Origin of the sequence: Micromonospora sp. CPCC 205539 (genome assembly GCF_036906815.1) — a bacterium.
Taxonomy (GTDB): domain Bacteria; phylum Actinomycetota; class Actinomycetes; order Mycobacteriales; family Micromonosporaceae; genus Micromonospora.
On record NZ_JBAKHW010000001.1, the window covers coordinates 493,704 to 517,759 of the forward strand.

19 protein-coding genes and 1 pseudogene are annotated in these 24,056 nt (G+C 70.0%); 12 read left to right on the forward strand and 8 right to left on the reverse strand.

Annotation, left to right across the window (positions count from 1 at the left end; genetic code table 11):
- Positions 1–7: 7 nt before the first annotated feature.
- The gene (locus V6V47_RS02080) at positions 8–2,137 is read left to right on the forward strand and encodes a ThuA domain-containing protein (protein ID WP_334626197.1); all 2,130 of its coding nucleotides are present in this window, start codon (positions 8–10) and stop codon (positions 2,135–2,137) included.
- Between the two features lie 43 nt (positions 2,138–2,180).
- On the opposite strand, the gene V6V47_RS02085 is transcribed toward V6V47_RS02080, so the two are convergent.
- Both V6V47_RS02085 and V6V47_RS02090 read right to left on the reverse strand, forming a co-directional pair.
- The gene (locus tag V6V47_RS02085) at positions 2,181–2,645 is read right to left on the reverse strand and encodes a hypothetical protein (RefSeq protein WP_334626198.1); all 465 of its coding nucleotides are present in this window, start codon (positions 2,643–2,645) and stop codon (positions 2,181–2,183) included.
- Complete coding sequence (locus tag V6V47_RS02090; RefSeq protein ID WP_334626199.1) at positions 2,642–3,043, reverse strand: DUF6069 family protein; 402 nt, start codon at positions 3,041–3,043, stop codon at positions 2,642–2,644. Before V6V47_RS02090 ends, V6V47_RS02085 begins: the two co-directional genes overlap by 4 nt.
- A gap of 130 nt (positions 3,044–3,173) precedes the next feature.
- Here V6V47_RS02090 and V6V47_RS02095 point away from each other — a divergent pair, with 130 nt between their 5' ends.
- The 8 genes and pseudogenes from V6V47_RS02095 to V6V47_RS32665 form a co-directional block, all read left to right on the forward strand.
- On the forward strand, positions 3,174–4,334 hold the full coding sequence (locus V6V47_RS02095) for a sensor histidine kinase (protein WP_334626200.1): 1,161 nt from the start codon (positions 3,174–3,176) through the stop codon (positions 4,332–4,334).
- Positions 4,331–4,981 (forward strand): response regulator transcription factor, encoded by a 651-nt coding sequence (locus tag V6V47_RS02100; RefSeq protein WP_334626201.1) that lies wholly within the window; start codon positions 4,331–4,333, stop codon positions 4,979–4,981. The genes V6V47_RS02095 and V6V47_RS02100 overlap by 4 nt, the downstream gene beginning before the upstream one ends.
- Positions 4,982–5,089: 108 nt before the next feature.
- On the forward strand, positions 5,090–5,581 hold the full coding sequence (locus V6V47_RS02105) for a SigE family RNA polymerase sigma factor (RefSeq protein ID WP_334626202.1): 492 nt from the start codon (positions 5,090–5,092) through the stop codon (positions 5,579–5,581).
- 17 nt (positions 5,582–5,598) lie between these two features.
- Positions 5,599–6,444, forward strand: a complete 846-nt coding sequence (locus V6V47_RS02110; protein WP_334626203.1) for a hypothetical protein — start codon at positions 5,599–5,601, stop codon at positions 6,442–6,444.
- 197 nt (positions 6,445–6,641) lie between these two features.
- Complete coding sequence (locus V6V47_RS02115) at positions 6,642–8,132, forward strand: serine/threonine-protein kinase (RefSeq protein ID WP_334626241.1); 1,491 nt, start codon at positions 6,642–6,644, stop codon at positions 8,130–8,132.
- A gap of 297 nt (positions 8,133–8,429) precedes the next feature.
- On the forward strand, positions 8,430–9,296 hold the full coding sequence (locus V6V47_RS02120) for an aldo/keto reductase (RefSeq protein WP_334626204.1): 867 nt from the start codon (positions 8,430–8,432) through the stop codon (positions 9,294–9,296).
- Positions 9,297–9,462: 166 nt separating this feature from the next.
- Entirely contained in the window at positions 9,463–10,629 is a 1,167-nt protein-coding gene (locus tag V6V47_RS02125; protein ID WP_334626242.1) for an MFS transporter, read from the forward strand.
- Between the two features lie 25 nt (positions 10,630–10,654).
- Positions 10,655–10,849 (forward strand): annotated as a pseudogene (locus tag V6V47_RS32665) (IS5 family transposase); the annotation flags it as partial.
- Positions 10,850–10,867: 18 nt separating this feature from the next.
- On the opposite strand, the gene V6V47_RS02135 reads toward V6V47_RS32665, so the two are convergent.
- Entirely contained in the window at positions 10,868–12,277 is a 1,410-nt protein-coding gene (locus V6V47_RS02135) for a serine hydrolase domain-containing protein (protein ID WP_334626205.1), read from the reverse strand.
- Between the two features lie 129 nt (positions 12,278–12,406).
- Between V6V47_RS02135 and V6V47_RS02140 the strand changes: the two genes are divergently transcribed.
- Entirely contained in the window at positions 12,407–12,847 is a 441-nt protein-coding gene (locus V6V47_RS02140) for a hypothetical protein (RefSeq protein ID WP_334626206.1), read from the forward strand.
- Between the two features lie 82 nt (positions 12,848–12,929).
- Here V6V47_RS02140 and V6V47_RS02145 read toward each other — a convergent pair whose 3' ends face one another.
- On the reverse strand, positions 12,930–13,217 hold the full coding sequence (locus tag V6V47_RS02145) for a hypothetical protein (RefSeq protein ID WP_334626207.1): 288 nt from the start codon (positions 13,215–13,217) through the stop codon (positions 12,930–12,932).
- 235 nt (positions 13,218–13,452) lie between these two features.
- On the opposite strand from V6V47_RS02145, the gene V6V47_RS02150 reads away from it, so the two are divergent.
- Both V6V47_RS02150 and V6V47_RS02155 read left to right on the forward strand, forming a co-directional pair.
- Positions 13,453–14,454 (forward strand): hypothetical protein, encoded by a 1,002-nt coding sequence (locus V6V47_RS02150; RefSeq protein ID WP_334626208.1) that lies wholly within the window; start codon positions 13,453–13,455, stop codon positions 14,452–14,454.
- Positions 14,455–14,492: 38 nt separating this feature from the next.
- Complete coding sequence (locus V6V47_RS02155) at positions 14,493–15,692, forward strand: amidohydrolase family protein (protein WP_334626209.1); 1,200 nt, start codon at positions 14,493–14,495, stop codon at positions 15,690–15,692.
- 11 nt (positions 15,693–15,703) lie between these two features.
- On the opposite strand, the gene V6V47_RS02160 is transcribed toward V6V47_RS02155, so the two are convergent.
- From V6V47_RS02160 to V6V47_RS02175, 4 genes are all read right to left on the reverse strand, one after another.
- On the reverse strand, positions 15,704–16,048 hold the full coding sequence (locus V6V47_RS02160) for a DUF1801 domain-containing protein (protein WP_334626210.1): 345 nt from the start codon (positions 16,046–16,048) through the stop codon (positions 15,704–15,706).
- 323 nt (positions 16,049–16,371) lie between these two features.
- Positions 16,372–16,737, reverse strand: a complete 366-nt coding sequence (locus tag V6V47_RS02165) for a DNA polymerase ligase N-terminal domain-containing protein (protein ID WP_334626211.1) — start codon at positions 16,735–16,737, stop codon at positions 16,372–16,374.
- 134 nt (positions 16,738–16,871) lie between these two features.
- Positions 16,872–17,288 carry a hypothetical protein gene (locus V6V47_RS02170; protein ID WP_334626212.1) on the reverse strand — a complete coding sequence of 139 codons (417 nt, stop codon included), beginning with the start codon at positions 17,286–17,288 and terminating at the stop codon, positions 16,872–16,874.
- A gap of 108 nt (positions 17,289–17,396) precedes the next feature.
- A complete protein-coding gene (locus tag V6V47_RS02175) occupies positions 17,397–23,798 on the reverse strand; it encodes an RHS repeat-associated core domain-containing protein (protein WP_334626213.1) in 6,402 nt (2,133 codons plus the stop codon).
- Positions 23,799–24,056 lie beyond the last annotated feature (258 nt).

A 24,056-nucleotide genomic window follows, 5' to 3' on the forward strand; every position in this document is an offset into this window, starting at 1 on the left:
AGCTTTCATGCGCAGACGCGCCATCGCCGCGGTCGCCGCCGCCGTGGTCGCCGGGATCACCGTCGCCGCCGGCGCGACGACGGTGGCCCCGACCCCGGCCGAGGCCGCACCGTTGGGCAAGGTCCTGGTCTTCTCCAAGACCGCCGGCTTCCGGCACTCCTCCATCCCGAACGGCATCGCCGCGATCCAACAACTCGGTGCGGCGAACGGCTTCACCGTCACCGCCACCGAGGACGCGGCCACCTTCACCACGGCCAACCTCGCCCAGTACCAGGCGGTGGTCTTCCTCAGCACCACCGGCGACGTGCTCAACACCGGCCAGCAGGGCGCGTTCGAGGCGTACATGGCCGCTGGCGGTGGCTTCGTCGGGGTGCACGCCGCCTCCGACACCGAGTACGACTGGCCCTGGTACGGCGGCCTGGTCGGGGCGTACTTCGCCTCGCACCCGGCCACCCAGCAGGCGACCGTCCGGGTCGAGGACCGGGCCAACGCCTCCACCGCGCACCTGCCGTCGACCTGGACCCGCACCGACGAGTGGTACAACTACCGGGCCAACCCCCGCTCCGCGGTCAAGGTGCTGGCCAACCTCGACGAGTCGTCGTACTCCGGTGGGTCCATGAACGGTGACCACCCGATCACCTGGTGCCACAGCTACGGCGGCGGACGTTCCTGGTACACCGGCCTCGGCCACACCGAGGAGAGCTACAGCGACCCGAACTTCACCCGCATGCTGCTCGGCGGCATCCAGGTGGCGGCCGGGGCGGTGGCGGCCGACTGCCGGCCGGAGCCCGGCTACACCCCGCTGTTCGACGGCACCCAGGCCAGCCTCGGGCAGTGGCGGCAGGCGGGGCCGGGCGGCTTCACCCTGACCGACGGCACCCTCACCTCCAACGGCGGCATGGGGTTGCTCTGGTACCCCGTGCGCACCTTCGGCAACTACTCGCTCAAGGTCGACTGGATGATGCCGGGCGACGACAACGGCGGGGTCTTCATCGGCTTCCCCGATCCACAGGGCGACCCCTGGGGGCCGGTCAACGCCGGTCACGAGATCCAGATCGACGCCACCGACGGCGACGCGACGCGCACCACCGGCAGCGTCTACAGCTTCCAGGCGCCGAACCAGGCCGCCCGTGCGGCGGCGCTCAACCCACCCGGCTCCTGGAACACCTACGAGATCGGCGTGCACGGCCAGCGGGTCGAGATCTGGCTCAACGGCGTCAAGATCAACGACTACGTCAGCAGCCGGGCCATCGCCAACGGCTACATCGGGTTGCAGAACGACGGCGCCGGGATGGACATCAACTACCGCAACGTGCGGATCAAGACGGACGGCCCGAGTGAGCCGCCCGCCACCGACCTGGCCCGGGGCCGGCCGGTGACGGCCTCCAGCGTCGAGCCGGGCAGCGCGCACGTGGCGACCAACGCCGTGGACGGCAACACGGCCACCCGCTGGGGCAGCGCCTACGCCGACCCGCAGTGGATCACCGTCGACCTGGGGGCCACGTACGCCATCAACCGGGTGCGGCTGGCCTGGGAGACGGCCCACGCGCGGGCGTACCAGGTCCAGGTGTCGCCGGACAACGTGACCTGGTCACCGGTCCACACGACGACCACCGGAGACGGTGGCGTCGACGACCTCACGGTCACCGGCACCGGCCGCTACCTGCGGGTGTACGGCACCCAGCGCGCCACCCAGTGGGGCTACTCGCTGTGGGACCTCAACGTCTACGGCACCGCCACCGGTGGCACCCTGCTCTCCCGGGGTCGGCCGGTCACCGCGTCCAGCGTGGAGCCCGGCAGCGCGCACCTGGCGGCCAACGCCGTGGACGGCAACACGGCCACCCGCTGGGGCAGCGCGTACGCCGACCCGCAGTGGATCTCGGTCGACCTCGGCGCGTCCCACACCCTCGACCGGGTCCGGCTGACCTGGGAGGCGGCGTACGCGCGGGCGTACCAGATCCAGGTCTCGCCGGACAACGTCACCTGGACGCCGATCCACACCACGACCACGGGTGACGGCGGCGTGGATGACATCGCCGTCTCGGCGACCGGCCGCTACCTGCGCGTTCAGGGCACCCAACGGGCGCTGCCCGCGTACGGCTACTCGCTGTGGGAGCTGGAGGTCCTCGGCTCCTGAGCCGGTCACCGCGGCGGGCGCGGCGGCACCGCCGCGCCCGCCGTCAACCCGGGGCACCTCCACTGACGACCGCCATCATGATCAAGGTGCGCTGCCGCCGTCGACTCAGCAGCGCGAAGCAGGCGGTGAGCGTCACCAGCTCCACCTCGGCCCAAACGCCCGTGACGTCGACGCGGATCGGCCCGCCGGAGCGGCCGGGGAGACGCACCGCGAGCCGCTGCCCGTCGCGGACCAGCTCACCGCCACAGCGACCGGGCGCCCAACGCGCCACCCCGCCGGGCCCCGGCACGTGCGACCGGCGCGGGTCGAGCCGTACCGCCACGCCGTGCTCGGCGTGGGCGGTGAACCCGATGCGCCGGCGGTCGGTCGGCCGGACCGTCCAGATGCCCGCGGCGGTGCGGATCTCCCCGCACCGCCGGGTCCAGCCGGTACGCAGCGAGGCGCGAGGCCCCGCAGCGGAGTCGAGGACGAAGACCCCGTCCTGCTTGCGTACGGTCGACGTGATCATCGGTTCAGCCCTGCCGGACGCGGTCGGGGCAGGCCGAGGATGAGGACGACGCCGACGCTCAGGTGCAGCAGGGCGAGTGCGGCCTTCGCTCCCCCGCCGACACCGCTCGGCGGCCCGCCCAGGAGCGACAGCAGCAGGACCGTGACCGCGATCGAGGTCCACCAGACACGGGCCCGCTCGGTCCAGCGTTCCAGCACCGCGAGCAGTCCCCAACCGGCCAGTGCCGCGACCGCGGCGGCCACGACGACCGCGGTCACGGTGATCTGCCGGGTCGAGTTTCCGGAGGTCGCCGCCAGGTCGACGCCGGCCCCCGAGCGCAGGATCGTGAACTCGGCGGCGGCCACCAGGATCGCACCGGCCGCCACCGCGGCCCGACGCAGGAGAAGGTTGTTCGTCATGCCCTGAGTCTGTGGAGCGGGCCGGGCCGGGCACGTCGGTCCGGACGCCGAAGCGGGTACATCCCTCGGCGGCGCCGCGTACTACCAAAGGAGGTGGTCCGGCCCGGTAAGAGGCCAGTAGCCTGCGCTGGTGGATCCGGCGACGTGCGCAGTCGACCCGCCGCGGGCATGGCGTACCGCCCCGGTGGGCGTGACGACCGTGGCGATCGGCATCCTCGTCGCGGCCGCACTGTGGTCCGCCACCCGGTCTGGCCCCGCCGTCCTGGTCCGCGCCGATGTCGCGCTGGCAGTGGCCGCCCTGGCCCTCGTCCCGGTGGTCGTCCGCCGCCCGGAGGTCGGCGGCGTGCTGGCCGGCCTGCTGGTCGCGCTGTCGCCGGTGGCCACACCGGTGGCGAGCTTCGCGGTGCTGTTCACCGCCCGCAACCGGCCGTTTCGACAGGCGGCAGTGGTGGCGGTGGTCGGCGTGGCGGGCGAGGCGGTGCAGGCGCTCTGGCGACCGGTGCCCAGCCTGCCGTACGGGTGGCGGCTGGTGCTGATGGCGGCCGCGTACGCGGCCCTGCTCGGCTGGGGCACCTGGGCGCAGGCCCGGCACGCCCTGCTGGCGGCGTTGCGGGACCGGGCCCGGCGGGCTGAGCAGGAGCAGGAACGGCGGGTCGTCGAGGCGCGGGCCGCCGAGCGCAGCCGGATCGCGCGCGAGATGCACGACGTGCTGGCCCACCGGCTGTCGCTGCTGGCGGCGGCAGCCGGCGCGTTGGAGTACCGACCGGACGCGCCGCCCGAGCGGCTCAGCGCCGCCGCCGGGGTGATCCGGGCCAGCGCACACCACGCCCTCGACGAGCTGCGCGAGGTGATCACGTTGCTGCGCAGCGACGACGCCGAGTCGCCGGCCGACGCACCGCCCGGGCAGACCCTCGCCGACCTGCCCCGCCTGGTCGAGGAGGCTCGAGCCGCCGGGCAGCAGATCGAGGTCGACGACCCACTCGGCCCGCCGGTCGAGGTGTCCCCGACGGTCGGCCGCACCGCCTACCGGATCGCGCAGGAGGCGCTGACCAACGCCCGCAAGCACGCCGCCGGGCAGCCGGTCCGGCTCGCTCTCGGCGGCGCGCCCGGCTCCGGCCTGACCATCGCGGTGAGCAACCCGACCACGCCCGACAGCGGTGCCACCGGGGACAGCGGTGCCGGCCTGATCGGTCTCGCCGAACGGGCCGCCCTCACCGGTGGTCGCGTCGCCCACCACATCGACGCTTCGGGCCGGTTCCACCTGAACGCGTGGCTGCCGTGGCCGAGGTGAGCCCCGTCCGGGTCGTCATCGTCGACGACGATCCCCTCGTACGGGGAATGCTGACGATGATGCTCGACGGCGCCGACGGGATCGTCGTCGTGGGCGAGGCCGCCGACGGCGGTGCGGCGATCACCGCGGTGGACCGGCACATGCCCGATGTGGTGCTGATGGACATCCGGATGCCCGGCGTCAACGGCATCACCGCCACCGAGCGTCTGCGTCGTCGCCACCGGCCACCCGAGATCATCGTGCTCACCACGTTCGACACCGACGAACACGTGGTGCGGGCCCTACGGGCCGGCGCCAGCGGCTTCCTGCTCAAAGACACTCCGCCGGAGCGGATCAGCGTGGCGGTACGCGCCGTCGCGGCCGGCATCCCGATTCTGTCACCGGGCGTCACGCGTCGCCTCATGCAGCGGGTGGCGTCCGGGGCCGAGTCCTTCGAGCAGGCGCGTGACCGGCTGGCCCTGCTCACGCCACGGGAACGCGACGTCGTGCTGGCCATCGCACAGGGACGCGCCAACGCCGAGATAGCCACCGAACTGCTGATGAGCGTCACCACGGTGAAGGCTCACGTATCGCACATCCTGACCAAGTTGGACCTCGACAACCGTACCCAGATCGCTCTGCTCGCCCACGACGGCCGGCTCGTCTGACCCCGTCCTCGGGCGGTGCAACCCCGGGGCGCGGCCGCTGCGTCGTACGGCCGTGACAGTCAGCGCAGAGAACAGACCCGTGATGGTCATCGGTGGGGAAGAACCCAGGTGAGGCGGGCCGACGAGGACGACTTCCGCGACTTCGTGGCGTGCCGGATGGATCGCTGGCGACGCAGTGCGTTCCTGCTCAGTCAGGACTGGCACACCGCCGACGACGTCGTGTCGGCCGCGGTGACGAAGCTCTACCGGAACTGGCGCACGGCCGGTCAGGCGGACAACCGCGACGCGTACGCCCAGCGGGTCCTGACCCGCGCCTGGCTCGACGAGCGGCGCCGGCCCTGGAATCGGCGGGAACAGGTGAGCGCGACGCTGCCGGACGTGGTTGCGGCGGCCCCGGAGACGGTCACCGACCGCGAGGGACTCGCCGCGTTGCTGCGTTCGCTCGGCCCGAAGCAGCGGGCGGTGCTCGTGCTCCGCTATTACCTGGACTGTTCGGTGGAGGAGACCGCGCAGATCCTCGGCATCTCCACCGGCACCGTCAAGAGTCAGTCGGCACGCGGGCTGGCGAACCTGCGGACCGTCGTCACCGGCCAGGCTTGAGGAAGAGGCAGCAGATAATGGGTCACCAGTTGTTCGACGAGTTGATCGGGACACCACCCCCGCCCCGGGTGGATGTGGAAGGCATCGTCCGGCGGGAACGACGCGCGGGCGGCGTCCGGCTGATCGGCGGCCCGCTGGCCGTCGTCCTGGCGCTGACGGTCGGCGTCGGTGTCGCCGTACACGATCAGGGGCCCGGCCCGACGCCCGCCCCGCCGCTGACCGCGCCCACCTCAACGGCCGCGGACCCCGGTTTCCGCCTGGTCTTCGACACCGACGAGAGCGCGGAGGCCAGCGCGAGGCGCCTCAGCGCGGAGTTCAACGCGGCGTTGCGTGCGGTGGCGCCCGGGTCGACGTGGTTCTGGATCCCCGACTTTGTCGGCGAAGCCCGCAAGCCCGATGGGCGGCCGCCGGTGTTCACTCACCACGGCCGCGACGACATGGTCAGCGGCGGATCCGGCGTGTCGTACCAGGGCCGGAAGGGTCCACTGGCGGTGTCGATCTCCCCGGACGTCGTCGAGCCCGGGCCCAGCGGCCGGCCCGGTGACCCCTTCGAGCCCGCCGGATACCACTGGCCGTGCGAGCTGCCGGCGGGGTACGGGGACGCCCGTTACCACCGGGTCTGCGTGGAGGGGGCCACGCCCGGTGGCCTCCGGATGAAGACCGAGACGCTGACCGGGAAGCGGAACGGAAGTGTGCAGCACATCGTCTCGATCCAACTGCCCGGCAACCGGGCGTTCAACGCGAGCGTCAGCAACATGGTAGGGGTCGACGAGCAGGCCGTCGCCGCGCAGCCGGAGCCGCCGCTCTCCGCAGAGCAGCTCAAGGCCCTCGCCACACGGGTCGCCGAGCGGATCAGGGCCTGACGGTCGCGGCGGGTCGCAACGGGCGGGCAGGGCCGGAACGGCTCGACGATTCGGCCCTGCCTCGCCGCCCGGCGAGCTGTCTGCGGCGTGAGCGTGCGGCCTCACGCCCCCGACGGCTGCGGACGGCGTGATGCCCTGACCGGCGCGGACTCGCTCGCCATGCCGCTGCGGCTCCGCTCTGGCAAGCTGTCCCAGTGATGGTCGGTGATCTGTTGGGCGACAGGTATCAGATCGAGACCCGGCTCGGCGCTGGTGGCATGTCGATCGTGTGGCAGGCGTGGGACCGAGTCCTCGAACGTGCGGTGGCGATCAAGGTCCTGGCCGACGCCGCGCCGGGGCCCCGTCGACGCATCCAGGCAGAGGCCAGGGCGGCGGCGGGCCTCTGGCACCCCCACGTGACGAGCGTGTACGACTACGGCGAGCACACCGATCCTGGCGGCCGCCCCGTGTCATACGTGGTGATGGAGTTGCTGCCCGGCCAGACCCTGTCCCGGCGACTTGCCGCCGGTCCGCTGCCGCCGGCCGCCGCGATGCGGACGTGCGCGCAGGTCGCCGAGGCGCTCGCCGCAGCGCACGACCGTAATCTTGTGCACCGGGACATCAAGCCATCCAACGTGATGCTGACACCCGCCGGCGTGAAGGTGGTCGACTTCGGCATTGCCACCACGGTCGGTCGCCCGGAGCTGGAGGCCGACGGACAACTCTTGGGTACCGCGGCCTACCTCGCGCCCGAGAGGCTCACCGGTGGCACCGTCCTGCCGGCCTCCGACGTCTACGCGCTCGGGCTGTTGCTGTACCGGACGCTGACAAACGAGCTGCCTTGGTCGGCAGAGACCCCCACACAGATGATGATCGCGCACGTGTACGTCGATCCGGCACCGCTGCCTGCTATCGACGGAGTGTCACCCGAGGTGCACCGCCTCCTCGACCGTTGCCTCGCCAGGGATCCCGCCGATCGGCCGGACGCCGCGGAGGTGGCGACGGCCTTGCACGGTCTCTCCGATGACGCAGAGCGGCGGGCGGAACCGGCGGTGCCGCAGCCCGTCGTACCTGCGTCAGTCCCGGCCAGCGCCGCTCCCTCCACCGGTCGGCGTCGCCGCATCCCACCTGCCGTGTTGATTCCGTTAGTCCTGACGGCGGTGGCAGGGATCAGTGCACTCATGCTCCCCCAGGTCCTGCCCCTCGACGGCAGATCAGGCGGGATCGCCCCTCGTTCCGGTGCCACCCCACCCGGCGCCACCTTCGACGCGTTTGCCGTTGAGCCATCTGCTTCCCGGCAGCCCTCGGGGGAACCCGCACCAGTCTCGCCACCACGCCGCACGTCAGCCGCTCCGGCTGGGCCGGCCGGACCTACCGCCGAAGCCGGTTCCTCGGCCAGCCCCGGCCGTACCACCCCACCCGGCGCCGGGCAGCCGGCGGACCCGCCGAGTGCCGCACCGGCGCCGACCTCCGCGAAGCCTGGTACACCCTTCCAGGCGCTCGGCGGCGCGGTGACTGTGCTCTGCACCGGCGATCAAGCTCGCGCCGTCAGCCTCGTTCCCGCGCCCGGCTACCGCGTCAAGATTTACAACTCGGGGCCCGCCAAGGAGATCCGGGTGGTGCTGCTGTCCGCGAGCAACGAGAGCGAGATCAAGGTGCAGTGCGACGACGGCACGCCGATCCCGAAGATCAAGGAGAGCCCTCGGTGAAAAAAGCACTAGGGCCTGTATCAGAGTCGGTCACCGCCACTCGTTGATATCAGCGAGGTGAACGTGGCTTCGTAGCGGACGCCGAGTCGAAGCTGACCAGGACCGATCGGGCCTCGTCCTCCGACGGCCAGCTGCCGCATAGGCGGATCACGGATGTGGTCAGGACCGGAATGAACTGCGGGCTGCGATGTCCGGCGGAGCGCTTCCCACGATAGATAAGTTAGCAGTGATCTTGCCCGCGCGGTATCGGGCGGACAACCGACTGCGCAGGTCAGCAGGCATGGCTAGATTCGCCGAATGCCCATCAACATGATCAGTGCGGGGTCCGCAGGCACCTGGACGCTCGGCGACCTGACCGTCAACCGGATCGGATTCGGCGCGATGCGCCTGACGCACAATGGCAGCGTGGCGAGCGACCGCGCCATGGTCGTCGGCGTGCTGCGCCGGGCGGTCGAGCTCGGCGTCAACCACATCGACACGGCGGCGTTCTACTTCTCGCCGCTCCGGTCGGCGAACGAACTGATCAACACGGCGCTGTCGCCGTACGCCGACGACCTGGTCATCACCACGAAGGTCGGGCCGGGCCGCGACCCCTCGGGGGAGTGGCTGCCGCTGGCCCGGCCGGACCAGCTGCGGGGGCAGGTCGAGGAGAACTTGCGCCAGCTCGGCCGCGACCATCTGGACGTCGTGAACCTGCGCCAACACGGCCTGGAATCGGTCGCGGAGCACTTCGGCGCGCTGGCCGACCTGCGCGACGCCGGGCTCATCCGGCATCTCGGCCTGTCCAACATTCGCCCGCACCACCTCGCGCAGGCACAGGCGATCGCCCCGGTGGTCTGCGTGCAGAACACGTACGGCGTCGACACCCGACGCACGCACGACCAGTTAGTGCGCACCTGCGGCGAGCAGGGTGTCGCCTTCGTGCCGTTCTTCGCGATCGCCGGCGACAAACGTGAGGCCGGCGGCGTGGCCACCAACGAAGCGGTGCATGCCATCGCCCGCGCGCACGGCGTGACGCCGGCGCAGGTGCGGATCGCGTGGACCCTCAGCCGCGGGCCGCACCTGCTGGCCATCCCCGGCACCGGGAACCCCGATCATCTGGTGGAGAACGTGGCCGCCGGGACGCTGCGCCTGTCTCCCGAGGAGTTGGCCAGCCTCGATTAGCGGCACCCGGCAGGGCAGCCCTGCAACGAGTCCACGACCGTCGACGAGAGGCTCCCGCACTTTGCAGACAACGACTACGTCGTTCGTTCCCGTCCCACCGCCGAGCAGCTCATGGCTCGTTGCGCGAGGATTCATCCCCGATCAGGGCCCTCGCCGCGTCCTGGCCATCGCGACCTTCGTCAACATGCTCGGAAGTGGCATCTTCATGGCCAGTGCCGTGCTCTTCTTCACCCGCTCCGTCGGGCTTCCCCTTGCGCAGGTCGCCCTGGGCCTGGGTATCGCAGCTCTCGTCGGGATGCTCGCCGGGATCCCGGCGGGGCACCTCGCCGATCGGCGCGGCCCGCGCGAGGTCTATCTGCTGACTCTGATCATCCGAGCCGCCACCATGGCCGCCCTGGCCTTCGTCCACACATTCTGGCTGTTCGTCGTCCTGGTATGCCTGACCCAGCTCGCTCAATCAGCCGGCGGGGCGTGTCGCGGCCCGCTGGTGCGCGGCTTCGCCGGCACCAACCCGGCCTCGTACCGTGCCTATCTTCGGTCGGTTGCCAACCTCGCCGGATGCTGCGGTGCCCTCGCCGCCGGCGCCGCCGTGCAACTGGACACCCGCGCCGCCTACCTGGCCCTGATCGTCGGCAACGCCACCAGCTTCGTGGCATGCGCCGCCATCATCACCCGTCTGCCCTCACTGCCGCCCATCCCAGTGCCCACCACGGTCGGGCGTTGGATCGCCCTGAAGGACAAGCCCTACATGGCAGTCACCATGCTCGACGCCATCATGGGAATTCACGGCCAGGTACTGGTCTTCGCACTGCCGGTGTGGATCATCTCGCACACCCACGCCCCGCGCTGGTTCGTCGGGGCGGCCGTGCTGGTCAACACCGCCCTCGTCGCGGCGCTCCAGGTCAGAGCCAGCCGGGGCATCGACACCAGCCCAGCGGCAGGGCGAGCCATGCGCCGCTCCGGGTTGGCGTTCCTGATCGGGATGGCACTGATCGCCGCCACATCGACGATCCCCGGATGGCTCGCCGTCACGGTGATGACGCTGGGAGTCGCCGCGCACACCGTCGGCGAGCTCTGGCACGCGGCTGGCTCGCTCGAGCTGCAGTTCCGACTCGCGCCTCCACACGCGCAGGGGCAATACACGGGCGTTTTCGGGCTCGGCACAGGCCTGGCCAATATCGCCGCTCCTTCCATGCTTTCCCTGCTCTGCATCGCCTGGGGCGCCCCCGGCTGGCTGCTGATGGGCGGCATCTTCGTCGCGGTTGGCCTGGCCGCCCCGGCAGTCGTCCGGTGGGGCGAGCGCACGCGCTCAGACCCAGCGGAGAGCGTCTAGGTCCAGCGGCCTAGCAGCCGAAACCGAAAAGGCATACACGTCAAAAGCGAACCGGGCCTACCTACGTCGGCGCGGCATCACTGCGACCATCCCGAGCAAGGCCGACCAGGACGCCCACCGGCGAGCCAAGGGATCCAAAGGTGGCCGGCCAACCGCCTTCGACCCGCACTTCGACAAGCTGGCCGTCCGCTACGAAGCCGCCATCAACGGGTGGCTGTGACCGACTCCGACACAGGCCCTAGCTGTGTCGTCGGCCCTGATCTGCGGCCCTGCGGGACGTGGCGCTCTCCCTGTTCACCGGAATCGCGGTTTGCGCGACTCCTTCCTGCCGCAGTTCCAGAACGTAGGGCTGGTCGTCGGTCTGGAGGAACCGGACCTCCAGATCGAGTCCTGGGTGCAGGTAGCGACCGTCTGGGGCTGCCCGTAGTACAACCGGTTGCTGGGCAGCGGCGGAGAAGGTCAGCTGGCCGTTGGTGACAGTGATGTCGATCGGGTAGTCGTCGCGTAGGACGTAGCGGCCCGTCACGTCACCAGGTGGCGCGGCTGTGACACTGGTGGCGTACCGACGGTCCGCGGCGGCACGGATGCTGGTCAGCAGCTCCCATCCGTCCTCGGAGTTGGTCATCGCAGCGACCGCGGTGCCGCTGTCGGGCCACACGTAGGAGAAGCAGGTATAGCCGACGTTCGACCCGGTGTGCCCGAAACGCCGAAGCCCGGCGCGGTCGTCGACCTCAGTGCCGAGCCCGTAGCTGCCGCCGGGAATCTGCGGTTTCCACATTTCGGTGGCCAGGTCGCGGCCGAGCAGCTTCGAGTGTCCCGAGGCCGCCCGAGCGATCTCCAGGTCGAGCCGGAGCAGGTCGGTCGGCGTGCTCCAGAGCCCGGCCGCGGCCATCTCCGGTTGCACGCGCCAACCGCCGGAAATCCCGGTACCGACACCGTGCTGTCCACGAGCCACCAGGTGCGGTCGCCGGTGCGGAAACTGTTGGTCGAAGCTGCTGTCGGCCATGGCCAATGGCGCCAGCACCAGAGTGTGCAGGAGATCCTCGAACGGGGTTCCGGTCGCGTCCACCATCAGCTGCTGGAGCACCGAGTAGTGGCTGCCCGAGTACCGGAAACGGCTACCCGGCAACAGGGTCGACCGCACCGGTGGAGTAGTCGTCGAGCCGCTGCCTTCCAGGACCTGCAACAGCGACGGGGCGCGATCTGCGGCGTAGCCGCGGTACCAGGTGTCGGACAACCCCGCCGTGTGCGCCAGCAACTGGCGTACCGTCACTCTCGGTCGCTGCCCCTCGAGGTCCAGCAGGTGCCACGAGGTGAGATAGTCGCCGATGTCGGTGTCGAGATCCAGGACGCCGTCCTGGACCAGCAGCAGCGCGCCGAACGCGGCGACATGCTTACTGATCGAACAGGCCGCGAACGCGGTGCCCGCGGTCACCGGCGTCGACGTCTCGCCACCAGTGACGCCGTACCCCGCCGTCCACATCCGCCCGCTCACGTCTCCGACGGCGATGCTGACGCCCGGCACCTGATAGATGCTCATCAGATCGGACAACGCCGCCGTGTCCGGCGAGAGACGCCCGGAAGACACGTGCCGGTCCAGGTGGGCCAGCAACGGGACCCACTCCTGCGAGAATTCCGCGTCCTCCATGACGTCGATCCTCGACCACCCGTACCCCGTGGATCAAGTAGGTCGACCCTCGCACCCTTTGTCGGGCTGGCGGCGCTCGCCGCGGCCGGGGCTGTCGTTGCCCGGGGGCTGACAGGCTATTTTGCTCGGATGAGTCTCCTCGATGACGTCGCGAGCCGTGACGGTTGGCGATGCTGGGTGTGCGACGAGCCGGTCGACGCCGACAGGTCGGTGAACGACCCACGTGGGCCCAGCGTCGACAGCCGCACCACCGACAAGAAGGCCAAGGTCGCCGAGCGACTCGCGCACCGCGCCTGCAACACCCGCAAGGGCGCGGTCAAGGTGGTCATCGCCTGGCCGGACCGTCTGCACGTCGTGGAGCCCGCGCCGCTGATCACCGTCGCCGAGCGACTCGAACGCAAGGGTGGCCGCGAGCTGGTCGCTCGCTGTGCGAGCAAGAGGGACGCGCAGGAGGCGGCGGACTGGCTGGTCGACCGGTTCTCCCGGCTGGTGCCCGGACTGCCGGTGACCGCAAGCGTCGACGCAGGCGGCGGACAGTACCTCATCGCCCTGGCCGCCGGCCGCCGCTGACCGGTGGCCCTGCTCGGGGGGTGGCCGCCGACCGGCAGGCCCCGCTTGACAGGGGCCGCCGACCGAGGGAAGCCCTTCCTGGTCAGAAGGGGGGTGCGTCCTCGCCCATCAGCGCCAGAACGACGCCTCCCTTCCCGCTCTTGAGGCTCTGGACCACGACCTTGCCGGTGCTGCCGTCGGGCAGCTCCAACGTAAAGGTCTTCCCGACCGCGTTCTTCGGGCCATTGCCGGCGCTGTTGGCGGGGCGGAAGTCACCCGCCCACGGCTGGGTCCCGCCCCTGCGAGCGGGCTCGGCGAAGAGCGCGGCGGTGCCGGGGGTCCTGGTGCCGTCGGACGAGAGGAGCACTGAGGCGCTGCGATAGGTAGCCATATGCGTCAAGGATATCCCGGAACGGGCCCGCTCGCGCCACCACTACGGCTGCCTAACACGAACGGCCCGTCGGCGCCGGGCTCGCTGATCGGGACCACGGGCGTCGTCTGGTCGGCGGCGGGGCGGGGCAGGGCAGGCGAATCGGGCCGATGGGTCCGGTGACTGAGCGGTCTCTCAGGTTCTCTCAGCATTGTCAAAGGCGGGGCCGGGAGACTTCGGCCATGGTGATGCCGTCATGAACGTCGATCTCCTTGGCCGGCCCACAGGTGTCGCCGGCGAACCGGCGATCGGGTTCGGGCTCTTCGCAGTGGCGTGGCAGACCGCCTACGGGCTGGTCCATCTGTGGTGGGCCATCGACGGCGTGCCGGATTTCCTGATGGGCAGAGAATCCTATTTTCCCGGCGGCTGGATTCCCGTGGTCATTGCCGCGGCCGCCATGTTCAGCTGCGCGGCCGTCGTCCTGAGCACACGCCGAGGGCTCAGCGACGCTGGCCACTACGTGCTCGCCGGTCTCAACGCCGCCGCGGGCGTCGGCCTGTGCGTGTACTCGTTTCTCTTTCCGGTGATCATCGTGTCGATTCTGTTCGAGGGCGGTGGCACCGACAGCGTGGTCAGTCTGCTGGCCACCGGCGGTGGTGCCGTCGGTGGCGTCCTCTGCCTGGTCATCGCCGCGAGCGAACGACGCCGGGCCGCGCACCCCTGCGAGTCCTGTGGGCGGGTCCACGGCAGGTCGCCGGAGCGTCGGGAGGAGGGGTCTCCCGGCTGGGCCTATGCCGGCGCCTACCTCGCCGTCGGTGGGTTCCTGGCACGGATGAGCGTGTGGTTGGACGACACGGTCGCGGGTGAGTGGCCGTCGGCGGCGAGCAGGGCGGACGGATTCTCCTGGACCGCGATGGTGGTCTTCCTCGCGCTGATGAGCCTGGCCGGCACGATGCTGCCGCTGGCTCTGGCGCACCGGTGGGGCCGGCTCTGGCCGGCGTGGCTGGGCCCGATGCGCGGGCGACCGGTGCCCCGGTGGCTGGTACTCGGCGTCGGGCTGTTCATCGGCGCGAGCCTGACCGCGTACTTCGGCATCGCCGGTATGACCGCGTGGGTCCGTGGTGACTTCGGTGGTCCGTTCCTGCCGTTGCTGCTGGAAATGGGGGGCTACACACTCTGGGGCGTCGGACTGTTGGTGGCCTCCGCGTCGTACTTCACGCTGACCAGAGCCCCGTGTTCGCGGAGCGCCGTCAGCTGAGGGTCTGGCCGAAGCGGTTGAATGCAACGGGGGGGTCGATGACGAAGCATGCTGTTCGGGCGGCGCGGATGTTCGACGGCGAGCGGCTCGTGGATGGCGGGGTGCTGATCCTGGTGGACGACGGGCGCATCGCCGACGTGCACCGGGGTCGGGCCGAGGCGCCGGACGGCTGGCCGGTGCGCGAGGAGCCGGACGGCACCCTGCTGCCCGGCTTGGTCGACGCGCACGTGCACCTGTGCGCCGATGCCGGGTCCGACGCGCTCGGCCGGCTGGCCGAGCGTCCCGAGACGGACCTCGACGCGGTCGTCGAGGCGTCACTGCGCGCGCACCTGGCGGCAGGTGTCACGACCGTCCGGGATCTGGGCGACCGGCGCGACGCCGTGCTCCGATGGCGGGACCGGGAGGTGCGCGACGACCTACCAACGGTCGTGGGGTCCGGCGCGCCGATCACCAGCGTCGGCGGGCACTGCTGGTCGATGGGCGGCGAGGCGAGCGGCGTCGACGGGATCCGCGAGGCGGTGGGCCGGCGGGCGGCGGCCGGAGCCGACCTGGTGAAGATCATGGCCAGCGGCGGCGTGTTCACCCCCGGCACCGACACCACCCGGCCGCAGTTCACCGACCAGGAGTTGACCGCCGCAGTGAGCCGGGCGCACGAACTGGGCCTGCCGGTGACCGCGCACGCGCACGCGCTCAGCGCGGTCGAGCAGGCGCTGCGTGTCGGTGTCGACGGCATCGAGCACTGCACGTGCGTGACCGCGACCGGCGCCCAGGTGCCCGACGCGATCGCGGAGCGCCTGGCCACGTCCACGGTGGCGGTCTGCGCGACGCTCGGCACCGACCCGGCCGTGGTCACGCCGCCGGAGGTCGTGGCGATGGCGGCGCGGGCCGGGCTCAGCGAGGCCACGCTGCGCGAGGGCGTCGCCACCCTGCACCGGGCCGGGGTCCGCCTGGTGGCCGGGTCGGACGCGGGCCTCGGCCCCGCGAAGCCGCACGGGATCCTGCCGGAGACGCTCGTCGAGTACGTCGCGTGCGGCATTCCCGCCACCGCCGCGCTCGCCGCGGCCACCTCGGTCGGCGCCGAGGTGTGTGGACTGGGGCGCCGCAAGGGCCGTATCCGCCCCGGATTCGACGCCGACCTGCTGCTCGTGGCCGGCGACCCGACGAGCGACATCACGGTACTGCGCCGCCCGCTCGTCGTGTACCGGGCCGGCGAGCAGGTGATCGACGGATCGCCCTGACGGGGTCAGCACTACAAGGCAGCCGTGGTCTTCCCCAGGATGCTGGCGAGTACGCCGTAGTCGACGTCTTGCCCTTCGGTGATGTCGACGGTCTTGCGTTCGCCGTTGCCCATCGCGCGGAGGAATCCCTTGACCTCAGGGATGTCCGTCGCGTTGAAGACCATGAACGAGACCTTGGACTTGGCTACGGCGATGACGGCCGCGTAGTGGCCGTTCTTGAGGTAGTGCGGCTTGCCGTACTGAAGTCGTTCCTCGACACCTGGAACGGCCTGCTCGACCATCGCACGAAGCTTTTCACATACGTCGATCTGCCATGGCTGCGTCTTGTTGATGTACTGGGTGACGTCGTTGTTCACGGTCTTCTCCATCATCAGTGTTCGATCGCTGAGGAGCATGGGCTTGCCGAACGTGGGGTAGCCGAGGGTCGCGTCTTGGTACGGGGTTGATCGAGACGGCCACGCTCGCGTCGATCGCCTGCGCGCCGACCAGCCGGAGAATCGCCGGCTCGCCCGGCTCCTCGAAGAGGCCCACGCAACCGACCATCACGACAGGGTAATTGACCAGGCGCAGTTCGTCGACGAGTTGTTACGCAGCAGCTCCACCTGACCAGACTGCCGCAGATCAGGCCATCGGCCTGGAGGTGCTCTAGGTATTGGGACGGACGGACATCGGGCGACGATTATCCGCGCTCGGCCGGAGGCTGCTCCTTCGTCAAGTGGAGCAGCCACCCCTCTCCGGTACGAATGAGCGCGTATCGCCGACGACCGGTGCGGCCATGCAACGTGAACAGCATCCGGCTGTCGGTGCGGTCGTGCTCCTCCCACGTGCCGATGTCGGCGATCGACTTGTCGGCATCCTCGTAGGTGAGATGGTCGAGGTGATGGTCGGGCACGGCGATCGCGAGCCGATTGTCGCTGGGCCTGTCCGGCAGACCGCGCGGCACCGCCCAGGAACGCAGCACACCGCCCTCCTCGAGCCGAAGGTCGAAGTGCGGGCGTGGTTTGCGGTGGTGGTGTAGGACGAAGGCGGGTGCCACGCTGAGCATTGTCGGCGACCGCCAGCCCTACCGCCCGCCATTGCGTGACCCCGCCGGCGATAACCGTCGAAGCCCGCTACCGAAGCCGCTGCGTGCTGCACCTACCAGCGAACTGGCCTCACGCCCGGGGCTGGCTCACTCCCCTACTCCTCGGCCCACGTGCCGGGGAAGCGGGCCTGCACCAGGTCGATCAGACCCGGGTCGACCTGCCGGATGACCCGGACGACGGGTGGGCCGTCCAATCCGTCGAGCACGTACATGCCGAGCGCGTAGGAGGCCTTGGACCCGTCCGGGCCGGGGTAGGCCAGGAGGTCACGGCAGAACAGGCAGAAGCGCCGGACCAGGTCACGGTCGAGGTCGACCCGGCCGAGGTCCCGAATCAGTGGACCAACGGCGTGCGTCGCGTAATCGAATTGGTCCACGGGATGCGGCATTCGGTCAGCGTCGATCGCGCGTTGCAGCTCGTCGCAGACCAGTTCCATGATCTGCTCCCGGGCCTCCGGGAAGTGTTGCCACGCGAGGTCTCCCACCGGGCCGAAAGCCCAGGGCTGAGTCGACATCCACCATCTCCAGGCAAGGCTGTATCCGACAGGGGGAAAACCTCCGGCCGTCACCGGTAGAAGCGGACTCTACCGGTGACGGCCGGAGGCGGTGTTCAGTGGTGCAGGTCAGGCCCCCGGCACCACGAAAACACCACCGTCCTCGCCGCGGAAATACGAGTCACCATTGTCCGTGGTGCCCAGATAGGGACTGCACGCCGGGGAGCCCAGGCCGCAGAGGAAATCGTTCATCGCGGCGGGGTCGTCCGACGCGAACGCCTTGCTGAACTCGTACATCATGACCAGATCACCCGCGACGCTCAGCATGCCCGCGACGCCGGCCAGTTTCGGGCCACTCGTAGGGGCGATCCTGATGACCTTTCCGTCGCGCTTCCGGACGTCGAACTTCGTCCCCGTGATCTCTCTCACGGAGTACGCCTTAGACCCCTCTTCGATGTTCTGCTTCGCCTCGTTGAGCATCTCCCGACCCTGCGCCGTGGACGTCACGTTGGCCATGAACCTGCCACTCGTGTCCTTGGTCTGGAGCGACGAGAACAACTCCCTGGCTTCGTCCAGCGCAATCTGCCGCTCGCGATCGGTCAGCAGAGGTGGCTGACCCTTACGCCGCGCATTGCGGTCGTCCTCAAGAAGGTCCGTGAGTCCCTTGAAGGCTGCCGCGGCTTTCTTGTAGTGCCAACCCTTGGACCCCACGACCTGACCTGAGGAGATCTCGATCCGTACCGCCGTCGCGGTCTTGCCGTCCCCCTTCCAGCTCTGCGAGACCTCCCGGTTGTAGGCCTGATCCAAGAGGCCTCGAAGCTTTGTGTTCTTGACGGTCGGGACCTTGGGCTTGTCCCTCTGCTCGGTGTAGTGCTTGAGCAGCCTCTCGTTGTAGGCAGCTGTGGTCTCCTCCTCCCACTTCTGCCCGCTGGGGTCCGACAACGTGGTGGGGTTGCTGTTCGCGTACGTGTAGCTGTTCCACTGCTGCGGGTCGGTGAGATCCTGAATAGGGTCGACCGAGATGAACCGCCCGAGAGCCGGGTCGTACTCCCGGGCACCGAGGTGGGTCAGACCCACGGGATCGGTGTCCCCGCCGACGAACCCGCGGGTGGTGGGCCACGCCGGCACGTTGCCCCGGGCGCCGCCGTAGGGCAGCTGGCGGCGGAGGACCGTCGCCTGTGAGGCGTTGTTGACGGCGGTGTGCTGGGTCCCCTGGTGGTCGGTGTAGAGCCAGGTGAGTCCGTTCGGGTTCCGGGACGCGACGGTCTTGCCGGCGAAGGTGTAGTACCGCGTCCCGCTGACGACCGAGTTGTTGTCGCGTCGGATGTCCTGCCCGGGCAGGTACAACGTGGTGCCGGTCGCGTCCCGGCGGAGCAGGCGAGCCCCGTCGGCGTCGTAGATGACCGACTCCAGCAGGCTGGCGCCCGCGGTGACCGTCGCGAGCCGCCCCTCGGCGTCCCAGGTGAGGTTCTGCGATCCGGTGCCGGTCGTGCAGTCGTTGGCACCCGCCGTCGCCGGGCGGCACGCCATGTTCCCGGCAGCGTCGTAGCCGTACTTCTGGGTGACCGTGCCGGTCACCTGGTCGACGGCGTGCGGACGCACCGCGCCGGCTCCGGCCGTCGGAACGCCGTAGGTGCGGGTGGTGTCGCCGCCGCTGGTGTGGTTCACCTCCTGCCGGCGGTTGCCGATCTCGTCGATGGTCCAGTCCAGCCAGTACGCCGCCGGCCCACCCAGGTTGGCGACCGAGGGGCTGGTGCCGCAGGTCACGCCCGCCTTCGGCGTCCACGCGCTGGTCAGGCGGCGCAGCGCGTCGTACCGGAAGCACTGGGTGTCGGCGGAGCCGACCTGGGGCACGTCGGCGATGGAGGTGATGTTGCCGGTGTCGTCGTAGCTGTAGTTCCGGTCCGACACCGTCCCCGTCGCCGTCTCCGGCTTGACCGACGTGCGGGTCACCCGACGGGTGGTGAGGTCGTAGTACGTGGCGTCCTCCACGTACACCCCGCCGGCCGTCTTGCGGGTGGTGATGGTCGGCTCGCCGTACGCGGTGTACTGCTGGCCGATCACGTAGCTCGCCACGTTGATGGCGTTGGTGTTCAGCGATGTCGGCAGACCGGTGACCGAGTCGTAGTCGGTGGTGACCTTCTCGGTGGTGAAGCCGCCACCCGCCGGGTAGGTGACCGACGTGGGACTGCCGTCGTACGGCGAGTAGCCGTATCCGTAGGACCAGGTGCCCGCCAGGCCGGTGCCCTCCCCGTCCGGGATCACGTAGTTCACACCGGTGGGCTGGTACCGGGTGTTGAAACCGCTGACCCGCCACTTGTAGGTGTTGGTGACCGCGTTCGGGTAGTCGTAGCGGTAGGCCTCCGTCAGTTGGCCCTTCGCTCCGGTGGTGGAGCCGGTGTAGAGCTTGTCGTACTTCCACTCCGCCCGCAGTGCGCCGGTCGCCGAGTCATCACGGAGATTGGTCTTGCGGCCCAGCGAGTCGTAGCTGTACCAGATCACCTCGCCGCGCGCGTCCGTGGTCTTCTCGAGCTCGTCGTATTCGTTGTACTGGCTCTGCGAGGTGCCCTTGTCCGGGTCCGTGATGCGGGTGACCCGGCCCTTGACGTCGAAGACGTACGACCACTTGTCGCCGAGGTGGTCGGTGACCGCCGCCAGCTTGTCCTTCGGGTTGTAGGTGTACCAGGTGGACTGGTAGGCCCCGTTGACCCCGTTGGCGGTGGTGTGCTGACGCAGTTCGACGTTGCGGCCCTTGATGTCGGTGACCGTCGTCGTCGGGGTGCCACCCGCCGGAGGCGTGACCTTGGTCAGGTCACCCTCGTAGCTGGTGGTCGTCCGCCACTTCTCGACGAGGTTGGTGACGCCGTCCGTACCGAAGAAGATCTGCGCGGTCGGCCGGCTGGCACCGTCGAAGACGGTCTTGCTCACCGCCGGCACCGACCATTCCGGCTCCCACCAGAGAGTCCCGGACGGGCTGCCGGGCTCGGCGTGTGCCCCGTAGGTGGTGGCGGCGCGGCCCAGCTTGTCGTAGATCGTGTCGGTCACCACGGTTCCGCCGCCCACGCCGGCGATCTGGGTCTGCCGCTCGCGCAGGAGGGAGTCGAGGACGTTGTAGGTAACGCGGTACCCGCCGCCGGCGTGCAGGGTCCTGGTAGTGGTGTACGGGTAGGCGTCCCGGTTCGGCGCGAACGTGTACGTGTACTCGACCGACGGGCTGGCCTCGTGGTCGGCGTACGGCCAACCAATGTTCCACATCCGCCAGTTCCGGCCCAGCGCGTCGTAGGCCACGTCGAGGACGCCGCCGTTGGGGTCCGTCGTGCGGGTGGTGTTTCCCCGGTACGGCTCGCGCTGCTTGGTCGTCACCCAGTTGTACGGTGCCGGACCGGTGATCGTCTCCTGGGTGACCGGGCCGCCACTGGCCGGGGTGTACGCCGTCGTCGTGATGTTGCCCTTGACGTCGGTGCTGGTGAGGACGCGACCGAAGGCGTCGAAGGTGCTCTGCTTGGTGGTCTGCCAGGTCGTGCCGCCGGTCGGGGACCAGTCCTTGAGGCTCTCGGTCCGGGTCACCGCCCCGTCGACGGGTGCCGTGTCGACGCTCGTGGCGCCGTCGTAGTAGTAGCGCGCGTCGGCAATCACCTGATCGGTGCTGGTCGGCGCCGTACCGCAGGGCAGCGCCGTCATGGTCCTCTGCTTGACGGCCTTGACCAGGTTGGCACCGGTGGCGAGGTTGTAGAGGACGGTGGCGCACTTCTCGTCGCCGCCCTTGGCGGTGTCGCCGTCCTCCTGGGTGCGGTCGACCGTGCCGTAGGTGTCGGAGAACCAGTTCTCGGTGCGTGACGTGCGCCAGCCGCGCGCGCCGTTGACGCCGAGAGCCTGGGCCGCGTAGCTGACCCTGGTCCCGGTGAAGCGAGCCGTCACGGTGTCACCGTTGATCGTGCGGGTGGCGGTCGCCTTGGACCTCCAGGGCACGGAGACGCTCTTGGAGACCGGCTTCGACTCGTCCCCGTTGTAGACGATCTCCTCGCGTACCATGCCCGCGAACTGGTCTTCGTCGTACACGGTCTCCGAGCCCAGCGAGGCCGGGACGGTGACCGAGCGGGTGTCGCCGGAGGGCGCGAGGCGGTCACCGTGCATGCCGCGCAGGTAGTGGGTCTCGGTGAGGGTCTGGTCGCCCGGATCCCCCACCCGGGTCCGTACGGTGGCGTAGCCGCGGAACTGGTCCCAGGTCTTGCGGTCGGTCTTGGTCAGGCCGTCGTCGTCGGCGTAGTGCCAGGCCGGCGTCCCGACGTACTCGTAGTAGGTGTACTTGTTGGGCGCCGGGTGTCCGGTCTGCCAGGTGGGCAGGTCCGACTCGGAGACCGACTTGATCCGATGCTTGTGCCACCACTCGGTCATCAGCGCCTTGCCCGTTGGGTCGTCGGGGTCGGGCACACGCACCGGGTAGCAGCGCATCGTGTTGGTGTTGGGCGCGGAGGGCAGGTTGCTCGACGAGCACTCCGACCGGTCCCAGTCGATGTCGATCTTTGCGCCGGTCTCGGTGACGATCTGGTCCAGACGCTGCCAGTTGTTCGAGGTGTTGTTGGCGGTCAACACCCGGTTGGGCATGGAGACCGGGGTGAACGTGACCGGCGGCAGAGTGATGGCCGTCCCGACCAGACCCGCGTGCACGATCTTGTCCAGCCACAGTCCGGCGTGATCGGAGCCGTCGCCGGTGGGCGGGAACGAATGCCCGAAGGTCCACGAGTCGACGTCCTGCCAGTCCGGGGTGGACCTTGTGGTGTCCCAGACACGGGTGGTGACCTTCGCGAGCCGGCGGGTCGACCAGAACGTGGGCGAGTACTTACCGGAGCAACTGCTCCCGGTGCACTCCTGATCCCACGGGGTGTCCGGCCAGTTCGCGGCATTGTGGGTGGCGCAGGACGAGGTCACGCAGCGGTCGGCGGTGGCGAACAGGACCTGCGTCACCGGCTTGACCGACCGGTCGGTCGAACCCCGGTCCCAGGTGCCGTAATCGATCCGGGCGAGTTGGCCGCCCCGGACGTACGACGTGGCGTCGCTGTTGGTCAGGTTCTGCGCGTACTTGTTGCTCTCCTTGTCGTACCAGTAGGACATGGTGTTGCCGCGGACGTCGACGACGTAGTCGAGGTTCCAGCGCCACACCTGGTCGCAGAAGGACGAGCCGAAGGAGGCCTGGTTGCAGGGTTCGTCGGAGTGGTTGCCGGCGACCGGGACGGCCCAGGCCGAGTTCGTGGTGGCGGTCTGGCCGGGAAGGCTGTGCAGGCCGAAGAAGTACTGGGTGCCGTCCGCGCCGGTCACCTTCCAGTACTCGCCGTTGTTGTCGCCGTTGCCGGCACCGGTGAGCTTCTCGATCCGGGACGCGTCCTCGTCACGGGCGTGCCAGCCCTTGCCCGCCTCGTAGACCAGCTCCGAACCGCTTCCGTTGAGGGAAAGCGTGGCGTTGTCGGATCGCCAGCACAGGTCGCCGGTCTTCGTGGTGTTGTTGGCGCCGTTGGCCATGTCGTCGAGGCAGCTGACGTATCGCCGTTCGATGTATCCCGGCGCGTACTCGAAGCCCTCCCCCAGCCAGGAGGGCTGGTTGTTGGTCGTCTCCGAGCGGCCGTCGACGCTGCCCGAGGAGTACGAGATCTCGACGGTGGGCGCTGGGCCGCTGATCGCCGGCGGCGTCCCCATCTCGTAGGACCAGTTGAAGTCACCAGCCGACCCGCCCGCGGACCAGGTGGCCGAGGGCGCCAACGAGGTCGCGGTGAAGTCGCCGGAGGACCCGGAGGGGCCCGCAGCCAGCGCGACGAGGGTGCCGGCAGCCGCGGTCGACCTCGCGGACCGCACTGGCACGTCAGCGGTGACGACACCCTCTCTGGTGTTGTTGGCCGACGGCAGCGGGGTCGCGGCACAGCCGTCCGCGCCCGGCGTGGTCAGCGCGCAGTCGGGCAGCCGCCAGAGCTGCAGTCGGGATGCCCAGTCCCCGCCATGGGCGTACCGGAAGTCGCGATAGTCCACCGACAGCTGCGCCATCCCGGCCGCCGAGCTCTCGTGATTCCCGCCTACCCGGAGCAACAGGCCGTCCTGCCACGCCTTCGGTGCCGAAGTCCGGTCGAGCAGTGCGACCTGCACGGTCGACAGCCGGTCACCGCCGGATCCGGCGGCACGAGCCACCGAAACGGGGAGTCGGTTGGCACGGACCTTCGTGGCCCGCGCCGCGCCGACCGGCAGGCTGACGCTGGCCGAGCCGGCCGCGGGCCAGACCGGCGCCGGTGCCGGCTCCTGCCGCTGCCGCGTGTACGGCCACGCCTTCGTCCGTACCGGCCCGCCGTCGCGGTCGAATTTCTCGACCTGAGCGGCCAGGTGCGTCGGCGCGGGCGCCGCATGTGCGGGCGCACCCGCCAATACCCCGCCGACGAGCGCCCCGACGAGACCGCCGCGCACCGCGAGCCCGGCCAGGGCACGCCCGGTGCCGTGTCGCCTCACCGGCCGGATCGAGCGGTCGGCCTTCCTGCTCAGTCTGATGTCCACAACACGTCCTCACGAATGGAACCGAATGAGCCCGGATTCGCGGCGGTTCGGCCAGAGGATGTGGACCTGCCGGTCCACGGGCGATCGGCGAGGCAGGACAACGTCCCGCTCGCGCCACGCGACTCCGGCAGTCCCCCCGTGATGGACTGAGTGGGACAGTACAAAGGATCGTTCTTCGCCGTCGTCCCCGTCGTACCGCCCAGTAATGGCACCGGGAGGGGCTCGTCACGCAGCGAACACGCGGCGGCACGCTGTCGG

Excerpts from the sequence above, each read along its gene's own strand:
- V6V47_RS02170 (WP_334626212.1), bottom strand. The coding sequence starts at position 17,288 with ATGTCGACTCAGCCCTGGGCTTTCGGCCCGGTGGGAGACCTCGCGTGG.
- V6V47_RS02115 (WP_334626241.1), top strand. The coding sequence starts at position 6,642 with ATGGTCGGTGATCTGTTGGGCGACAGGTATCAGATCGAGACCCGGCTC.
- V6V47_RS02135 (WP_334626205.1), bottom strand. The coding sequence starts at position 12,277 with ATGGAGGACGCGGAATTCTCGCAGGAGTGGGTCCCGTTGCTGGCCCAC.
- V6V47_RS02120 (WP_334626204.1), top strand. The coding sequence starts at position 8,430 with ATGCCCATCAACATGATCAGTGCGGGGTCCGCAGGCACCTGGACGCTC.
- V6V47_RS02155 (WP_334626209.1), top strand. The coding sequence starts at position 14,493 with ATGACGAAGCATGCTGTTCGGGCGGCGCGGATGTTCGACGGCGAGCGG.
- V6V47_RS02080 (WP_334626197.1), top strand. The coding sequence starts at position 8 with ATGCGCAGACGCGCCATCGCCGCGGTCGCCGCCGCCGTGGTCGCCGGG.
- V6V47_RS02165 (WP_334626211.1), bottom strand. The coding sequence starts at position 16,737 with ATGCTCAGCGTGGCACCCGCCTTCGTCCTACACCACCACCGCAAACCA.
- V6V47_RS02150 (WP_334626208.1), top strand. The coding sequence starts at position 13,453 with ATGAACGTCGATCTCCTTGGCCGGCCCACAGGTGTCGCCGGCGAACCG.
- V6V47_RS02110 (WP_334626203.1), top strand. The coding sequence starts at position 5,599 with ATGGGTCACCAGTTGTTCGACGAGTTGATCGGGACACCACCCCCGCCC.
- V6V47_RS02090 (WP_334626199.1), bottom strand. The coding sequence starts at position 3,043 with ATGACGAACAACCTTCTCCTGCGTCGGGCCGCGGTGGCGGCCGGTGCG.
- V6V47_RS02085 (WP_334626198.1), bottom strand. The coding sequence starts at position 2,645 with ATGATCACGTCGACCGTACGCAAGCAGGACGGGGTCTTCGTCCTCGAC.
- V6V47_RS02145 (WP_334626207.1), bottom strand. The coding sequence starts at position 13,217 with ATGGCTACCTATCGCAGCGCCTCAGTGCTCCTCTCGTCCGACGGCACC.
- V6V47_RS02140 (WP_334626206.1), top strand. The coding sequence starts at position 12,407 with ATGAGTCTCCTCGATGACGTCGCGAGCCGTGACGGTTGGCGATGCTGG.